The organism is Pseudomonas sp. 102515, from assembly GCF_031085165.1.
Classification (GTDB): domain Bacteria; phylum Pseudomonadota; class Gammaproteobacteria; order Pseudomonadales; family Pseudomonadaceae; genus Chryseomonas.
In genome coordinates, this window is sequence record NZ_JAVHTY010000001.1 from 1,091,361 (window position 1) to 1,108,059 (window position 16,699).

Below are 16,699 nucleotides of genomic sequence, written 5' to 3' on the forward strand. Positions count from 1 at the left end.
AATGCGTTCAAGACAATTTTTTCGAAGCCCGCTACCGCGGTAGCCAGGCTGCCTGCCACTGCTGCAAATTGGCGCCTTCCAAGAGCCAGTGGTCAAGTACCTGCTGACGTAGCAAATCCCCGTGGCGCGCTGTGGAATCCAAGTCCTGCAGGTGCTCGAAGATGGCATTGCGCCAGTCCTTGAAGCGATTGCGCACCCGCGTAACGTGCAGATCGCCTTGGTAGGGTTCGATGTCGGAACAGATCACCGGAAAGCCACAGGCGCCATATTCCAGTAGGCGCAGATTGGTCTTGCAGCGGTTAAAAAGGTTGTCCTCCAACGGAGCGATGGCCAGGTCCAGATTGAGGCTTGCCAGCTTCGCTGGATAGTCGTCGATGAACACACCCGGATGGTACTCATGGACATAGGGCCGCAGCCGATCGGGACACATGCCGAAGAACACCCACTCCACGTCGTTGGCGAATGCCTGCACAACATCTGCGACCAGCTCTAGATCGCCGGTATGACTACTGCCCCCACCCCAGCCTACTCTCGGTTTCCGGCCCTGCCGACGACGGCCCTGGCGATCGCCCCACCAGCGGATCGGCAAGTAGTTTGGCACCACGCAGATGTCGTCATTCATTCCAGCCAGCGCCGTACCCAGGGCAAGCGTAGATACAACCAGGCGATCACATGTCGCTATGGACTGGCGTAATGCTTTGAGAATGTCCTTGGGTATGTCACCGCGATGAGTGCTCTTAAGTGGTAGGTTGGGTAGGTAATCATCGAGCTCGAAAACGCAAAAGGACTGGGACAGCTTGCGCAGACGACCGAGGCTTTCGCGTTGTGCGTCCGTGATCTGACGCTGAAAGACCACCGCATCGACGCCGAGTCGCTCAAGCTCCAAGGGCGTAGGGTGATGAGGGCTGATTAGCCCTTCCGCCAAGCCCGCTTCGCGCAGGGCCATCATAGGTTGGCGAACACGATAATGACCGCAGCCGGTATCGTCTGCAGGGCAGACGAGGATCTGCGGCAGTACTGCGCGCTGCAGTCGACGCTTGCCGTATGCGAAGGTGAAGCCATTACCCGCCAATGACAAGTGCGGATTGTACGCTGGATCGCGTGCTAGCAAAGGGAGCCAGCTTTCTTGCAGGGCTTCGCGCTCCGTCGCACGCTGCCGATCAACCACCGTACCGTCCAAACCTTCCTGGACAACCGTAGCCTGGGGCGTCCATACATTGAGATAGCCCGCCTGCCGCAGGCGCAGACAGAAATCCACCGAGCCATAGGCCAGCGGAAAGCGCTCGGCATCCCAGCCATCCAGCGCCAGGATCAGCTCGCGCTTCAGCAACAGGCAGGTCCCGCCCAGAGCACTGTAGTCCTGGACCAGCTGCAGCCGGCTCAGATAGCCAGGCGTCTGCAGGTCCTCCCCGGCGAAGGCGGCACTGGCCGCATCGTCCAGACCCAGCAGCAGGCCCGCTTCGAGGATCCGGCCCTGTGGATCGCAGATCCGCGGTCCGACGGCGCCGACTTCCGGCCGCTGCCCCTGATCGAGCAAGACCTCCAGCCAGTCCGGTTGCACCAGCACGCAGCTGGGCTCGAGCAGCAGCAGGAAGTCCGCCGCGCTGGCCTGGGCGACGGCGTTGATCAGCGCGGAGCGATTCGGCTCGCCATCGAAGCGCCAGACTTTAACCTGTTCGGCACCCAGCGCCTCCAGATCATTCAGCCAGCGTTGCGTCGCCGGCTGACGGCTGCCGCAGTCGACCAGCAGCACCTCGAAACGGGCATAGCGGGTCTGCTCCAGCAGACTGTCCAGACAGCGCTGGACGCGCTCCAGTTCATCCAGCACCGGGATGATCACTGATACGCTGGGGGTCGCCTGATGGCCGTAGGTGATGAGATACCGCCGTGGCAGAAAGGCTTCGACCCGGGCCTCGGCATAGCCGCGCGCCTGCAGGTGCTGCTCCAGTGCCACCTGCTCGGCAGGCTCCACGCTCAGGGCGGGACTGTTCGCGACCAGCAGGACCTCGGGCAGATGTTCGATACCGGCCCCGCCATGGCGCTGGATCACGCGCAGCAGCAGATCCAGAGGTGCTGCGGTGCCGTAGGCGGGCTCCAGGCCGCCCAGGGCGAGCAGGCTCGATTGACGCACGGCCCAGTGCCGTCCGAACAACGCTGGAAAGCTCAGCAGCAGATCCAGGTTGAAGTCGGGGCGAAAGCAGGCGCCGATGGCGCCCTCGGCAGAGCGCTGCAATTCGTCGGCGAAGCAGGCGTGACTTGCCTGCCCGCCGGGATCCTGCAACTGCAGCCGGGCCAGCATCGAGGTGAACAGCAGCAGGCCGCTGCGGGTGAATTCGCCACCGGCGTCCAGGGTCAGCCACCAGTCGCAGGCCGCACTGCCCTGCTCCTGCATCCGGGCCGAGGCGACGGCCATGAACTCCCCTGCCCCGACTGGCAGCCATTCGACGCCGGCCTCCAGGGTGATGGGCGCGGGCGTCGGGCTGACTACCACGGCGGTCCAGGCTTTACCCAGGGTCTCTTGCAGACTGGCCAGGGTTCGCTGCACCGCGGCACTATTCTGGTCGGCATCGAGAATCAGGATTCCCAGCAACCGCCGACCACGACCCAACTCGTCAAGCGGACGCTGCAGCGCCTCGCACTCTGCCGCGATGGGCAGGCGGGCATCCAGCCAGGCCAGCAGACGCGGTACCAGGCCGACGGCCATCTCACCCATCAGCTGCGCCACGCGTTGGGCAGCATCGCCCTTCTGGGCAAGGTTGTAATAGGGTGCGTTGCAGGCGCTGGCCGATATCTGGCAATCACGTTCGGCAGGATCGCGCAGCAGGCGGCCAAGCGCATCAGGCAGCTCTTGCGCAGTGACGTCGGCGATACCGGCCTCCGCCGCATAGCAGGGCCCGAAGGGCATGTTGCCGGGATGCCGCAAATTGATAGCGGCGGTGCCGCTGAGCAGGGCTTCCACGCAGTAGTTGGAATCCACGGCGATCAGCACATCGGCGACCACCGGCCAGAGCGGACCGTCTTCAACCAGATAGAAATAACGATCTGGATCGGCCTGGCGTTCGCGAAGCAATTCAGCCACGCGCGTCTCGCCGAACTGGAAATTGGGCGGACGGTCCTTGATCACAGCATTGAAGGTCAACCCGCTACTGAACAGCCTCTCGCAGGCGTCGATGAAGGCCGCCACGGTCAGCTCGAAGATGGCCTGGTCGCCATGGGCGCTATGACCGCTCGCCCAGGTGGTGCCGAACACCACGACAGGTTCTCCGACGCGTAGACCATGCCTGGCACGCAGGACTTCGGCGTGCTCGGCGCGGGCTGCACGTCGCGCGGGAATGCCGTCCCAGGCCGGGTTGCCAGTGACCCTCAGGCGCTCCGGCGGCACCCCATAGTCCAGGTAGCCCTCCAGGCCCCGTTGGCCATAGACAGCGGTGATATCGGCGACCTGTCGGCCATGCACCGTGTAGGGATCGTTCAGGGCCAGGGCATGGGAGAGGTGCAGGGAGGGAACCCCCTGGGTGCGCGCCCAGAGCATGGTCACCTTGGCGATGAGCATCACGTCTTCGCTGCCCAGCACCAGGCTGAGCCGGTAGTCGCGTTGAGCACGTGCGAGGCTTTCCAGCAGCGTCACCACGGTGGGCAGCTCGGCCTGCAGACGGGTATTGATCAGAGCGCGCAGTGCTGTCCAGTCTTCATTGTGAAGCCCCCTCGGCGGGCCCTGGTCGAACCAGAGTTGCAGCCGGGCCTGCCAGTGAGAGGTATCGCGCTGAACCGCGAAGACGCCTGCATCGTCCAGCTCCTTATCCAGCGCGAAGACCTTGCTGCCGGCCTCGGCTACGACATCAAGCAACCCCTGAGAGACATAGGGCGACAGCGTGATAAGGGTCAAGGGGCCGTGTCGGCGGAAGAACTCCCGCAGCACCGGCAGTTGGTTGTCCCAGAGGAAGGCGACGATGGCCGGGGCTTTCACGAGGGGGTTCTCCGTGCCGAAAAATACTGCCGCAACAAGGGCGTCATCAGGGAATAGTCGAGGCCACGCAACAGCTCTTCATGCTCTCCGGATCCCAGGCGCCACGCCTCCAGAATCGTCATGGCCCGCTGATCGATCGCCTCGGCGGACTGCCAATCGCGCAATTGCCGCGCAGTCGACTCAGGCAGCAGCGCCAGCCAGTCCAGCTGCGGATAGCGTCGCTGCAGAACTTCTCCAAGCATGAGCAACAGCTGCTGGGCACGCAGGGAAGAAGTCACCTCCGCCTGGCTTGCCGCCAGCGCCTCGGCACCCGGCGACAGACGCAGGGGATCACGCAGGGCCTGGTCGCGCCCGGCGAGTTGCTGCAATCCCTCCTCAGCATCCACCGGCCCGGGACGCTTCTCTGCCGCAATCAGGCAGCGTCCACTTGCCCTGGGTGACAGACTCGCGAAGATTTCCTGTTCCAGGCGCAGCGCCCAGGTTAGCAGCGACTCGTCGTTGGCGAGCCAGGACAGCAGGCGCCGCCACTTGTGTCTGTGCTTCAGACCACGATACAGCCAGGCGTTGTCCCAGAGCCCGGCATAGGGCTCGATGGCGATGACTGCCAGCCCCTGACCGCTCAAGCGGCTGATCAGATCGCTGACGGCATAGCAAGGCGTCCGTTGATCCTGGGTTGTCAAGCGCCGACCGAACCCCTGCCAGTGTTCCGCCGGACGCACGTCCAGCACCAGTCGCCCGCCCTCTTCCAAGGCCGCGGCGTAGTCATGCCAGCGCTGTTCAACCGCTAGATTAGCCGGTAGCGCGGCATAGGCCTGCAGATTGTGCGTCGCCGGTACGGACATCTGGTCGGCACTCACCCGCAGAGGTTCGGCTGCGGGATGCAGATGGCGCCGGGCGAAGGCGTCTTCCACCTGCCGCCGCAGGCGATCAATCCCGGCATTGCCGAAGAGCCAGGGGCCGTCGGAAAGTGGCAGGTCGGTAGAGACCCAGTCCCGGGCGGAGAAATGGCTGTTGTCATGGTCGATCATGGCCGCAGCCGCCTGCCCAGTACGAAGGCTTCGGCTGCCGCCATGCCGACGCAGGCGCCACGCCAGCGGGCAAGGTGCTCGACCGCTTTCAGCGAGCGCGGGTGCGGCCATTCGCGCATCTCCATGGCATAGGCATCCAGCGCCTTCAGCTTGAGCGCCAGCACGGGATCGATATCGACGAACCAGTTCGGCAGAAAGGCCGGTGCGCTGTGGGGAGGCTGCCATTCCGTGGACGAGGCGACCTCGAAGAACAGCAGGGTATGCACCGGATGTCCCGGTTGCGGTCGGCAGGCGGTGACTACCGCTTCGTGCAGGCGTCGATGATCGATGTTCACGTCACCGCACCAGTGTCCATAGACGATACCAGGCTGTAGCTCGCTAACCAGCGCTTCAACGGGTTTGACCAGATCCAGCAGATCGAGGCTGTCGAGTCGGTTGTCCGGCAGGTCGAGACGGGTCAGGCGATCCACACCCAGAATTCGATTGGCGTCGTCGGACGCCTTTTCCAGGGCAAGGCGCTCGGCCTCCTCGGGTGTACCGCGGCTGTAAAGCCCCTGGGCCATGATGACGACATGGACCTCGTCCCCCCGTGCCTTGTGCTGGGCGATAGCGCCGCCGCAGCCGAGAATCTCGTCGTCCGGATGAGCGGCGATGACCAGTACGCGTTCGTTGCTCATGAGCCTTTCTTCTCGGGTTTGCGCGCCACCAGCGACCAGGTGGCTATGCACAGGCCATCGGCCGGCTCCAGGCGCTGGGCACGACGTTCTTCGAGGTGCAGCAGATCGAAATTGGTGAAGAGTTCGCGCAGCTGAGCCTCATCGGCAAAGTGCACCCGTCCTACCCCGGCAAAGGGCCCGGACGTATAAGCGGTACGGGTACTGGCATCGGTATCAGGCTGCCCATGGAGCACCTCCGAATGTGCAGTGGAAAACCAGTCCACGCCGATGAACAGCCCACCAGGCTGAAGGGCTGCCAGCACCTGGGCCAGGCAGCGTCGAATGGCGGCGGTGGTGTTGTGAGTCAGACTGGCGCGGTCGAGAATCAGCTCGAATCCAGGCGTTAGCGGCCAGGCCTCGGTGAAATCGCCGACGAGCACCTTCTGTCTCAGCGCTGGAAAGCGCTCCTGCAGCTGAGTGACCATCGTCAGACTGCCGTCGAGGCCGTGGTAGTCGGCCCCGAGCTGCAGAAAAAACGGGATGTTCGCACCCGCGCCACAGCCGAGCTCCAGGACCCGATGGCCTGCGCCGAGCGTGGGATGATGACGCCGCGTCAGACTGACCACGTCCGACCAGGGCCAGATGGACAGATGGGTATTGGCCGCGTAGCGCTGTTCCCACTCGGCGGAAAAGGTCATGGCTAACTCCTGAAAGGGGTAATCGATTCGCGCTGATTGAACCACCAGTCGACCACGCCCAGGCCGGGGCTGAACTCGCCCCAGAGCTGAGGATAGGGTCGCGGCACGAAAGCTTGGTACTCCACGGCTATTCCAGCGCTAGTGAAGGACGCCTCATCCAGATAGTCGCGCCCCAGGCTCCCCGACAAATAACGTTGGGCGCCCAAGCGTTGACAGATTTCCAGCACCAGCGCCGACTTTCGCTGCCGCAGGTCGAGTTCGCTCGCACGCAGCACGGGTGTCGGGACCTGCAACTCGTCGAGCCAGAAGCGCAACTGGCGCCAGCACCAGGCCGAGAGCAACTCTTCAGGCTCGGCGTAGAGCGCCTCAAGACGCGCAAAGCGCATGGCGAAATGCGGAGTGCGCCGATAATTCAGCGCCAGCGCCTTGAGGTGGTCGCCGCGCCAATCGCGCGAATTGTCGATACGGGTCTCGCTCAGATCGCTGCTCAGGTGGCCGCGACTGGATACCGGTACGGTCAGCCACTGGACACCCTGGGGCGTCTTGATGCGGTTGCGATTGATGAAGCTGTTCTTCTCGAACTGCACGGTATCGAGGAAGACGAAGCGATCGACCCGGGCAATGCGGTCGAAGTAGCCCAGCCAGGGCAGATAGGCCGGCTGGTGAATGGCCAGGCTTGATAAACGGTCAGACATAGAAGAGCTTTTCCCGCAGGACGGATCGCGTGGCCTGCCACTGCTCGGCGAAAAGAGCCAGACGTACCACATCGAAGACACCATCCGGCCGGTGGACATGACGGAGCAGTTGCCCCTCCTCCTGAAAGCCAAGTCGAGTGTGCACGCGCAGGCTTGCCACATTGAAGTCCAAGACTTCGGCCCAAAGCTTGTCCAACTGCAACTGCTCGAAGGCCACCTCGGCCAAGAGGAATAGCATCCGGGAACCCGTACCTCTTGGTTGTACGGAATCGCCTAAATTGAAACCCCAGGTACAGCGTCGATGTTCGCTGCGGATTTCCGACAGACAGGCATAGCCGACGGCTTGTTCTGCACAGGTAAAGAGGAAGTGCCGGGATTGAGGCGATCCCAGCTCGCGTTTCAGCCAGGCATGATGCTCGACCTCGCCAATAAGGCCGGTAGAGTACATTGTCTGCCGGACACTCGGCGTGTTCCGCCAGCGCAGGATCAGCGCGGCGTCAGCGAACTGTACGGGACGTAGGGCGAAGTCACCGAGACGGAGTGCGGGGGTGTCAGTCTGCATAGACGCTGATCCGCGCAAAATCGCCAAGCTGCAAGCGTTCCCCCTTCTTCAGGGAGCGCAGCGCACGAGTGCCAAGAACTCCCTCATAGAGCGCGGGCGCCAGTCCGTCACCCGGTCGACGCAGCCCGAGATTGTCCACCGTCAGGTGCTCGCCTGCGGCTATATCCGCCAAGGCTACAATGCTGCGGCGGGCGAGCACGCGCATTTCCTGTTCTGAGTTCGTTGGCCTCAGATAGGGAGAACCGATCAAGGTAGCGGAGCGGCGGATGGCGCTTATCCAGAGTGCCAGAGAGTCCGGCGTCTCCGAAAACCAATGATCCGGCCCAGGTAGATCCCGATCAAGCGTGAAGTGCTTTTCAAAAACGCATGCCCCTTGCCCTACGGCGACGCTAGCCGCCAGCGCATCCCGAGTGTGATCAGAAAAACCGATCACCAACCCGGGAAAAGCCCCCTGTAGCGTCGAAAGCTTTGCCAGGTTGACGTCTTCGTCGGGCGTCGGGTACTGGGACGTGCACAGCAACAGGACGATTGGCGCCCCGTCAAACCAGCCGACGGCATCCAGGGCGGCATGCACGTCCGCCAGATCGCTCATGCCACAGGACAGGATCAGCGGTAATCCCGCGCGCGAGTAACGCCTTAACAGTGGCAAGTTGCTGAAATCATCGGAACCGATCTTTACCACCGGGACGCCGAGCCTGAGCAGCAGCTCCAGGTCCGAAGGGTTTTGCGGGGTAGAGAAGAAGGTGATGCCGGAGGCCCGGCAGTGATTAGCAATCGAAAGCCATTGCGCCGGAGTAAATTCATAACGCCGGAACATCTCCAGCATGGGCTCGGTGATCGAGCGCCCCTGAGAATGGTAAGTGAACAGTTGCTGGGGATCGCCGCAAAATTCCTCGGCTTTGAACGTCTGGAACTTGACCGCATCCGCACCGGCCGACTTGGCCACTTCGATCAAGCGAAACGCCGTGTCCAGATCACCATTGTGATTGATGCCGACCTCGGCGATGCAGTAGGGCGGCTGCGCCGGGCCAATCGCGCGGCCGGCGATGGCGAATGGACGTGGGTGCATGCGAGCTTTCCTCCACCGCCTCAATGTGCGGCCGACAAGTTCATTAGGGCATGGACGACTCTCTGGGTACCCAGGCCATCCACCTGCTTCCAGGCCTGCGCCGACAGCCGAGCCAGATGCTCGGGCGTCAGGGTTTGCAGGGCCTGCCGATAATCCTCGACTCCAAGCTCGGTACCTTCGCCCAGGATTAGCGCAGCCCCGCGGCGCTCCAGACTGACCGCGAGCTCGTGCTGGTTGTCGGACAATATCGCCAGCAGCGCCGGAACCCCCAGTGCGCAACGCTCCCAGGACGAGGCGCCGGCAGCGCCTATGGCCAGATCGGCGGTCGACAACAACCGGGCCATGTAGTCGATCTGTATGTGCAATCGCCATCCCGGCCGGTTACATAGCACCTGGAGTTCTGCCTGGTCAGGTTGTCCTGCCCCGACCACCACATCGACGGTGAGGGTGGGCTGCCTGTCGAGCAGGGCTTGCACCGCCAATCGCGTCTGGCCCAGGTCGTCACCGCCGGTAAAGAACACCAGGATCCGCTCCAGGCGCCCTGAACGCGGCGCCAGGCTTTGCCGTGCTTGCCTGAATTCGTCGCGCAATAGCGCGTGGTCAGGCCCGAACAGTTGCCCGGCGGCACGCTGGAGCAAAGATACATAACGTCGCTCCGGGTACGGATGATCGCCCTGATCAAGCAGCAGATCGCAATCCAGAGGACGATTGGCGAGGTCGTCCAGCACCAGGATGCGGCTGGCATGGCGCCGTGCCTTGACATGCCAGTCCGCGGCAAGTCCGTAATGGTCGACCAGGCACCAGTCGAAGCGGCGCTCACCCAGCAGGGCCTGCGTCGCCAGGAAATCCTCCTCGGCGTCGATCCGCTGCTCCGGATAGCCAGGCACTAGCCCGAGCGGGGGCAACAGCAGGACTTCGTAGGCCTGGGGGATCAGCACACGCCAGGCGGGCTCAGCCAGACGGCAGACAAAGGTGAACTGCGCACCGTGCACCTCCAGCGCCCTAGCCAAGGTGAGACAGCGCGTCAGATGGCCGCTGCCGATCACGGGCGAGGCATCCACACGCACCAGGATCCGCATCACCGAGGCGCCGCTTGAAGAGTGGCGAACAGCAGCTCTGCGCGCTGCCAGTCTTCGAGCGTATCGATATCCTGCACCCGATGGCGCGGCAGCCGTATGGGCAGCGAGTGTGGCGCATGCAGGGCCGCGCACTGCGCCCAGGCCTCGGCGCGTCCCCAATAGAACTGGCCGGCATCGTGGAAGGCCGGCTCCAGGTCCTGGGAGCGGGTTTCGTAGAACTGCGGATAGAGCGATTCGACACCGCCGTCCGGGCGCAGCCGCAACGCCCGCTGCACGGGCGAAGCGTAATCGGTAACGGTGAAGGCATAAGCCTTGTCCGGATGGCCTTCGAGCGCGTCCAGCCCCCGTGCCAGATCGGCCGGGGTCACGAAGGGCGCGGTGGCATAGAGGCAACAGGCGTAGGCGAAGTCTTCGCCCTGTTCGCGCAGCACCCCGACCGCATGCTGGATCACCTCGACGGTACCGGCATGGTCATCGGCCAAGGCGGCGGGACGCAGGAAGGGCACCTCGGCCCCCCAGTCCCGGACTACCTCGGCGATCTCGGTATCGTCGGTGCTGACCACCACCCGGGCGAACAGTCCGCTTTCCAGGGCGGCCTGGATGGAATAGGCGATCATCGGCCGCCCCTGGAATGTCTTGATGTTCTTGCGCGGAATGCGCTTGCTGCCCCCCCGGGCGGGGATGATGGCGATGGCGGTCACGCCTGTTTCTCCAGCAGGAACCAGGAGATGTCATCGGCCGGGAACAGCGGATCGCGGTGATAGGCGAAGCCGTAGTCCAACAGGCGCAGATCGGCATGACGGTCAAGCAGTTCGCCAGCGAAATCGCGCTTGAACAGCCGCTCGGCATGGCCGCGATAGCTCACTTCCACCGGCGTGGGGTTGTAGTACTCGGCGACCAGGATCAAGCGTCGGCTGGCCTGGTACAGCTTGTCGTACGCGGCGGGCAGCAGGTCGGGAGGCAGATGGATGAGCACGCCCTTGGTGAAAGCCAGGTCGAAGCCCGTGGTCACCGGATAGTCGAACAGCGACCCCTCCCAGATCTCGGCTACGTTCAGCGCCCGGGCCAGGGCGCAGGCTTTGCCGTTGAGCTCCACACCCTGCAGCTGCGCCTGGGGCAACAGTGCCCGCAGGGCCTGCAGATTGAGACCCCGGTTGGTACCCAGTTCAAGCACGCTGCCCAGACTGCCGGTACGGGCCAGGGCGCGGCCGAAGAAGGCCAGGCTGCTGGCCACGGCTGCGGCACCGGCGTTGCGGTCGACATAGGCGTCACCGAATTCACCCTGCCAGAAGCGCTCTTGCGCGGTCATCTCTCGCATGGACCTTTCCTCTACTTCAACAACTCAGCCAGCGTACGTACCACGCGATCCTGCTGGGCCTCACTCAGGTCGGCGTACAACGGCAGGCTCAGGGCCTGGGCGTAGTAGCGCTCGGCCTGCGGAAAATCACCGGGCGCGAAGCCCAGGGTGCGGTAATAGGGCTGCAGATGCACGGGAATGTAGTGCAGGTTGACGCCGATACCGGCGGCTCTCATCCCGGCGAAGACGTGATCACGCTGGCCCTCATCCACTCGGACAGGAAAAAGGTGCCAGGCCGACTCGGCCCCGGCTTGGTCGCCGATGAGACCGACCGGCAACTGTGCTAGGAGCTCATGATAGCGCTGGACCAGGGCGCGCCGGCGCGCGATGAAGGGCTCCAGACGATCAAGCTGCGAAAGCCCCAGGGCCGCCTGGATATCGGTGATGCGGTAGTTGAAGCCCAGCTCCAGTTGCTCGTAGTACCAGGCGCCCTGCCCCGCAGCCTGCAGCAACGCTGGGTCGCGGGTGATGCCATGGCTGCGCAACCGCCGCAGCCGTTCGGCGAGGGCAGCATCGTTGGTGGTGAGCAGCCCGCCTTCGCCGGTGGTGACGATCTTCACCGGATGAAAGCTGAATACGGTGATGTCGGCCTGGGCACCAGAGCCCACGGGCTGACCGGCGTAACGCGCGCCTATCGCGTGGGACGCATCCTCGATCACTTTGAAGCCATAGCGGCGCGCCAAAGGCTGGATGGCGGCCATATCGCAGCTCTGGCCGGCGAAGGCCACGGGCACCAGGATCTTCGGCAGCCGCCGTGCCCGCTCGGCAACTTCCAGCTTGGCAGCCAGCGCCGGGACGCTGAGATTGAGGGTGCGCGGATCTATGTCGACGAAATCGACGTCGGCGCCACAATAGCGCGCACAGTTGGCGCTGGCCACGAAGGTATTGGGCGAGGTCCAGAGCAGATCGCAGGGCCCCAGGTCCAGCGCCAGGCAGGCGAGATGCAGCGCCGCCGTGGCATTGCACACGGCCACGCCATGCATCGCTTCGCAGCGCCCTGCCACCGCCTGCTCGAAGCGTTCGATCATCGGCCCCTGGGTCAGCCAGTCGGAGCGCAGCACGGCGGTGACCGCGGCGATATCCGCTTCGCTGATGGATTGCCGACCGTAGGGAATGGCGCTCATGGGCAGCGCTCGATCAGCTGACGCAGCGCCGCGACGTCCAGATAGTCGGGGTTGCTGTCGGACAAGTATTCGAAGCCCGGCTCGACCGGATGTCCCTGCTCGCCCAGGCCATCAAGGGAGTAATCGCAGGGCTGATTGAAGCTCAGCGCTGGCGCGATGACATAGTGGCGAGCGAACTCCAGGGTATGGGGGCTGTCATCCCGGGAGATCATCATCTCGTGCAGCTTTTCCCCCGGACGGATACCGACCTGGCGCTGGGGCAATTCCGGCGCCAGGGCAGTTGCCAGGTCGACGATGCGCGCTGAGGGAATCTTGGGCACGAACAGCTCACCGCCCTGCATGCGCTCGAAGCTACGCAGGACGAAATCCACACCCTCGTCGAGGGTGATCCAGAAGCGTGTCATGCGCGCATCGGTGATCGGTAGATCCTCGGCGCCTTTGGCGATCAGCTTACGAAACAGCGGCAGCACCGACCCGCGGGAGCCGACCACATTGCCGTAGCGCACCACGGCGAAGGAAGTGTCGCGACTGCCGGCGATGTTATTGGCGGCGACGAATAGCTTGTCCGACAGCAGCTTGGTAGCGCCATAGAGATTAATGGGACTGGCCGCCTTGTCGGTAGACAGGGCGATGACCTTCTTCACGCCGTTCTGCAGCGCCGCGGCGATGACGTTTTCCGCGCCATTGACGTTGGTACGGATGCATTCGGTGGGATTGTATTCGGCCGCCGGCACCTGCTTGAGCGCGGCGGCATGCACCACCAGATCGATGCCGCGCATGGCCTGCTGCAGGCGCTGCTCGTCGCGCACGTCGCCAAGGAAGTAGCGCATGCAAGGAGCATCGAACTCTTGGCTCATCTCGTACTGCTTAAGCTCGTCGCGGGAGAACACTACCACCCGCTTAGGTTCGTAGTCGCTCAGCAGCCTCTTGACGAAGGCGCGACCGAAAGAGCCGGTACCACCCGAGATGAAGATCGACAGGCCATCAAACATATTGCTATCCCTTCGCGATGAGTCGAGCGGCCAAGGCGGCGAAAAACCGGCGCGACCAGCCTATCGGAAGAGTAGCAGCAAAAAATCGGCCAATCCCGATTGTAGATCGCCAGTTCCATCAGCCCAGGTAGTTGAACAGACTCAACTGCGACACTTTCACGAAACTCTGCTGCGTCGCCTGGAGCACGGTGTTCTGTAGGGCATAGCGTGACAGGGCTTCAGCATAGTCGAGATCCTGGAGATCCGATTGCACCGCCTTGTTGACCAGGCTGACGTCGGCGATGAAGTCACTGGTGGAATCAATGGTGTTGAGACGTGCGCCCACCTTGCCACGGATGCCATCGACCTGGGTATAGGCGGTGTCGAGATTGCTCAGCGCCACCGCTGCCCTGTCACGGACCTGATAGACACCTTCGGTGCTGCCATCGCCACTTTCCAAGGCCTTGCGCAAGTCAGATACCACGTTTAGCAGGCTGCGCTTCTCGTTGGCTGTGTCGCGGGTGATTTTGAATTCGTCACCGGCCGCTGGCACGCCGTCGATTTGCATCTTGACGCCACCATAACGGACGAAGTCGCTGGTAGAGGAATTGCCATCGACACTGTCTGCCTTAAGCTGGCCAGCCGGAGGATTGGCCGGATCATAGGCAGCCCATTCGGCAGCGGTAGGCGTCTTGGCCAGGTCATAGACGACGTACTTCTTGTCATCAAGGAAATGAATGCCGATGCCATCGGTAGCAGTCGGCGGGTTGCTGGCCGGAAAGGTCGAGTCATAGGCGGCCTTGTCCTCCACCAGACCCAAGGAAATCCGTCCAGTCCCCGTATTGGTCGCGACCTTGGTGGTATCCACCCGATTGGCGTTGAAGTTGTTCTCGAAGGCGTCCTTGCCGCTGTCGCTGATGGGCACGAAAGTAGAGCTGGCGATCTGCACGCTGCGCTGTCCTTCGTCGCCATTGTAGCTATAGGTGCCGTCGGCATTGCGCACATAGGGCTGAGTATCGCCCATGGAGCCAGAGAACAGGTACTTGCCGCTAGCATCCTTGCTGTTCATCAGGTTCATCAGCTCGTCCTCGCGCTGACCAACCTCCTTGGCCAGGGACGCCCGATCGGTCGGGTCGAGGGCACCATTGCCGGCCTGGACCGCGATCTCGCGGATGCGCGTCAGTACGGTTTCCACAGAGCTCAGCATGGCCTCCTCAGTGTTGAGGCTGTTCTTGGCGGCAGTCATGCCGGTGTTGTACTGACCGTTGAGCGCTTCTTCCTGGCTGATCTGCAACAGCTTGACCGAGGCTACCGGATCGTCCGCCGGAGTCAGGATTTTCTTGCCCGTGCTGATCTCTTCCTGAGTACGGGTGACGCTGCCGTAGTTGTTCTGCAGGCCGCTGATGCCGTTGTTAAATGCCTGGACAGTTGAGATGCGCATGGGCGGTTTCCTTATCTGAAGGCGCCGAGCAGGGTATCGAACAGCGACTGAGCGATCTTGATGACCTGTGCCGAGGCGCCGTAATACTGCTGGAACTGCACGAGTTTGGCGGCTTCCTCGTCGAGGTTGACGGCCGACAGAGAGTCACGATTGTCTTCGGATTGCTTAAGCACGGTTTCGCTAGCGGCCGAGTCCACCCGCACCTGCGCGGTCAGGGTGCCGACCCGCTCCACCAGACCGCCATACGCGTTGTTGTAGGTGGTACCAGTAGTGCCATAGCCGCCCATGGTGGGCTTGGTCTGCAAAGCCACCAGGTTCAGCGCGTTGCGGTTATCCGAGACACCGCCCTTGTTGGTCCCCAGGGTGAAGCTGTCACCGGATTGGGGAACGCCGCTGATATTGAAATCGTAGGTGTAGCTGTTGTTGGTGGTCGGATCGATGTACTGCAGGCGGACCGTGTTGGTCTGGCCACTGGTGAGACCGGTCGTTGCGGGCGACACGTAACTCAGCGTCGCGCCAGTTGGCAGGGTGCCCGTGAGGGTCTTGCTGGTCGAGTCGTAGCTGAGCTTGAGACCATCGGCTCCGAACAGGCGCCCGAAGTCCGCCGTATTGACCGGCGAGACTATGGTGGTCAGCGCCGGCTGAGTGACGGTCCCCGTACCGCGGTTGTTGGTCGTGGCCACGGCCTTGGCGGTGCCGGCGAAGCCCAACTGATCGGCTTGAGCTAGATCCACCTTGAGCTGGGATGCGCCGCGACGCGTTGGCTGCAGGCTGAAGACGTCGCCGGCCTGGGCCTTGGCGAGCTCGGCAGCACTGAATTGCACTTTGAAGCCCTGATCGTTTCCATTGGCATCCGTCAGGGTCAGGGTGACCGGATCGGTACCGCTCTTGTTGACCGTGAGCGCCGCGTTGTCACTCGCGCGCCGCGCCGTGAAGCCGGTGCCGTTGTAGTCGAGCCGGTAGTCGCTGGGCGAGAGCTTGCTGGTATCCGTGATGCTCAGGGTCGCGCTGGCCGAGCCGGTGTTGGTGGCCCGCCCCATCACCCGCAGGCCGATGCTCTGGGTGTCGTTGATGTCGCCGAACAGCGCCGAGCCGGCGTTGCCTGACAGATCCAGGCCTTGCCCCAGCTGTTTGTTGACGGTGTCCGCCAGGGTCAGGGATAACTGGCCCAGGCTGTTGTAGGCATGGTCGAGCGCCGTATCGCGATAGGACAGCAGGCCGCCCATCTCGCCGCCGCTCAGCTGGCTGGTGACGTTCTGCTCGGTCGAACCGGAGGTCAGGACGATCTGGAAGCGCGAGGGATCATCAGTGCCGGGCTTGGCCGTCATGCTGGACACGGTATTGCCCACCACCAGCGGCTGGCCAGTGCCGACGAACAGGTTCAGCGCGCCGTCGTCCTGCTCCACCACCTGCAGCCCGACCATGCCGGACAGCTGCTTGATCGCCTGTTCCCGAGAGTCGATGAGATCGTTGGGCGCACCACCGGCGGCCTTGGACCGGGCGATGGCGTCGTTGAGACTGCCGACGCTCTTGGCCAGGGCATTGACCTGATTGGTCAGCGCCGACAGCTGATCGTTGATCTGGCCGTTCTGCTTGTCGATCTGGTCGTACAGGGTGTTGAACGACTTGGCCATACCCTGGGCCTGGGCGAGCACGGCCTCCCGCGCCGGGATCGACGAAGGATCCTGGGCGGCGGTCTGCAGGGTGGCAAAGAACTTCTGCATCGCCGGCGTGATACCGGTGGTGTTGTCGGACAGCAGGCCGTCGAGCTGGGAGATCTGGCTCTTGAAAGCCTGCAACTCGCTGTTCTGGCTGTTGGCCGAGCGCACCTGGCTGGTGAGGAAATCACTGGCGAGGCGACGCACATCCACCGTCTGGGAGCCGGAGCCGACATAACCCGAGCCATTGAACTGGGCGATGTTGGTCTGCTGGATGGTCTCCTGCCGCGAATAGCCGGGCGTATTGACGTTGGCGATGTTGTGGCCGGTGGTGGTCAGGGCGTTTTGCGTGGACCTCAGGCCCGACAGACCAATGGAAAGTAGATCAGCCATG

14 protein-coding genes are annotated in these 16,699 nt (G+C 63.2%); all 14 read right to left on the reverse strand.

Going from position 1 to position 16,699, the window contains the following annotated elements:
- Window positions 1-31 precede the first annotated feature (31 nt).
- Complete coding sequence (locus RCF34_RS04975) at window positions 32-3,967, reverse strand: glycosyltransferase (RefSeq protein WP_308707157.1); 3,936 nt, start codon at window positions 3,965-3,967, stop codon at window positions 32-34.
- Window positions 3,964-5,106: a hypothetical protein gene (locus RCF34_RS04980; protein ID WP_308707158.1), complete on the reverse strand. Its 1,143-nt coding sequence runs from the start codon at window positions 5,104-5,106 to the stop codon at window positions 3,964-3,966. Before RCF34_RS04980 ends, RCF34_RS04975 begins: the two co-directional genes overlap by 4 nt.
- On the reverse strand, window positions 4,992-5,672 hold the full coding sequence (locus tag RCF34_RS04985; RefSeq protein WP_308707159.1) for a PIG-L deacetylase family protein: 681 nt from the start codon (window positions 5,670-5,672) through the stop codon (window positions 4,992-4,994). The genes RCF34_RS04980 and RCF34_RS04985 overlap by 115 nt, the downstream gene beginning before the upstream one ends.
- Window positions 5,669-6,349, reverse strand: coding sequence for a class I SAM-dependent methyltransferase (locus RCF34_RS04990; RefSeq protein WP_308707160.1), 681 nt, complete (start codon window positions 6,347-6,349; stop codon window positions 5,669-5,671). Before RCF34_RS04990 ends, RCF34_RS04985 begins: the two co-directional genes overlap by 4 nt.
- Before the next feature lie 2 nt (window positions 6,350-6,351).
- The gene (locus RCF34_RS04995) at window positions 6,352-7,044 is read right to left on the reverse strand and encodes a WbqC family protein (protein WP_308707161.1); all 693 of its coding nucleotides are present in this window, start codon (window positions 7,042-7,044) and stop codon (window positions 6,352-6,354) included.
- Window positions 7,037-7,606, reverse strand: coding sequence for a UDP-4-amino-4,6-dideoxy-N-acetyl-beta-L-altrosamine N-acetyltransferase (gene pseH, locus RCF34_RS05000; protein ID WP_308707162.1), 570 nt, complete (start codon window positions 7,604-7,606; stop codon window positions 7,037-7,039). The genes RCF34_RS04995 and pseH overlap by 8 nt, the downstream gene beginning before the upstream one ends.
- Window positions 7,596-8,675, reverse strand: a complete 1,080-nt coding sequence (locus RCF34_RS05005) for an N-acetylneuraminate synthase family protein (protein WP_308707163.1) — start codon at window positions 8,673-8,675, stop codon at window positions 7,596-7,598. Before RCF34_RS05005 ends, pseH begins: the two co-directional genes overlap by 11 nt.
- A 20-nt stretch (window positions 8,676-8,695) precedes the next feature.
- Window positions 8,696-9,754 carry a UDP-2,4-diacetamido-2,4,6-trideoxy-beta-L-altropyranose hydrolase gene (pseG, locus tag RCF34_RS05010; RefSeq protein WP_308707164.1) on the reverse strand — a complete coding sequence of 353 codons (1,059 nt, stop codon included), beginning with the start codon at window positions 9,752-9,754 and terminating at the stop codon, window positions 8,696-8,698.
- Entirely contained in the window at window positions 9,754-10,455 is a 702-nt protein-coding gene (gene pseF / locus RCF34_RS05015; RefSeq protein ID WP_308707165.1) for a pseudaminic acid cytidylyltransferase, read from the reverse strand. Before pseF ends, pseG begins: the two co-directional genes overlap by 1 nt.
- The gene (locus RCF34_RS05020) at window positions 10,452-11,072 is read right to left on the reverse strand and encodes a pseudaminic acid biosynthesis-associated methylase (protein ID WP_308707166.1); all 621 of its coding nucleotides are present in this window, start codon (window positions 11,070-11,072) and stop codon (window positions 10,452-10,454) included. Before RCF34_RS05020 ends, pseF begins: the two co-directional genes overlap by 4 nt.
- 11 nt (window positions 11,073-11,083) lie before the next feature.
- Window positions 11,084-12,235: a UDP-4-amino-4,6-dideoxy-N-acetyl-beta-L-altrosamine transaminase gene (pseC, locus tag RCF34_RS05025; protein ID WP_308707167.1), complete on the reverse strand. Its 1,152-nt coding sequence runs from the start codon at window positions 12,233-12,235 to the stop codon at window positions 11,084-11,086.
- Entirely contained in the window at window positions 12,232-13,227 is a 996-nt protein-coding gene (gene pseB / locus RCF34_RS05030) for a UDP-N-acetylglucosamine 4,6-dehydratase (inverting) (protein WP_308707168.1), read from the reverse strand. Before pseB ends, pseC begins: the two co-directional genes overlap by 4 nt.
- 118 nt (window positions 13,228-13,345) lie before the next feature.
- Window positions 13,346-14,647, reverse strand: coding sequence for a flagellar hook-associated protein FlgL (gene flgL, locus RCF34_RS05035; protein ID WP_308707169.1), 1,302 nt, complete (start codon window positions 14,645-14,647; stop codon window positions 13,346-13,348).
- Between the two features lie 11 nt (window positions 14,648-14,658).
- Window positions 14,659-16,698 (reverse strand): flagellar hook-associated protein FlgK, encoded by a 2,040-nt coding sequence (gene flgK / locus RCF34_RS05040; protein WP_308707170.1) that lies wholly within the window; start codon window positions 16,696-16,698, stop codon window positions 14,659-14,661.
- Window position 16,699: the final 1 nt, after the last annotated feature.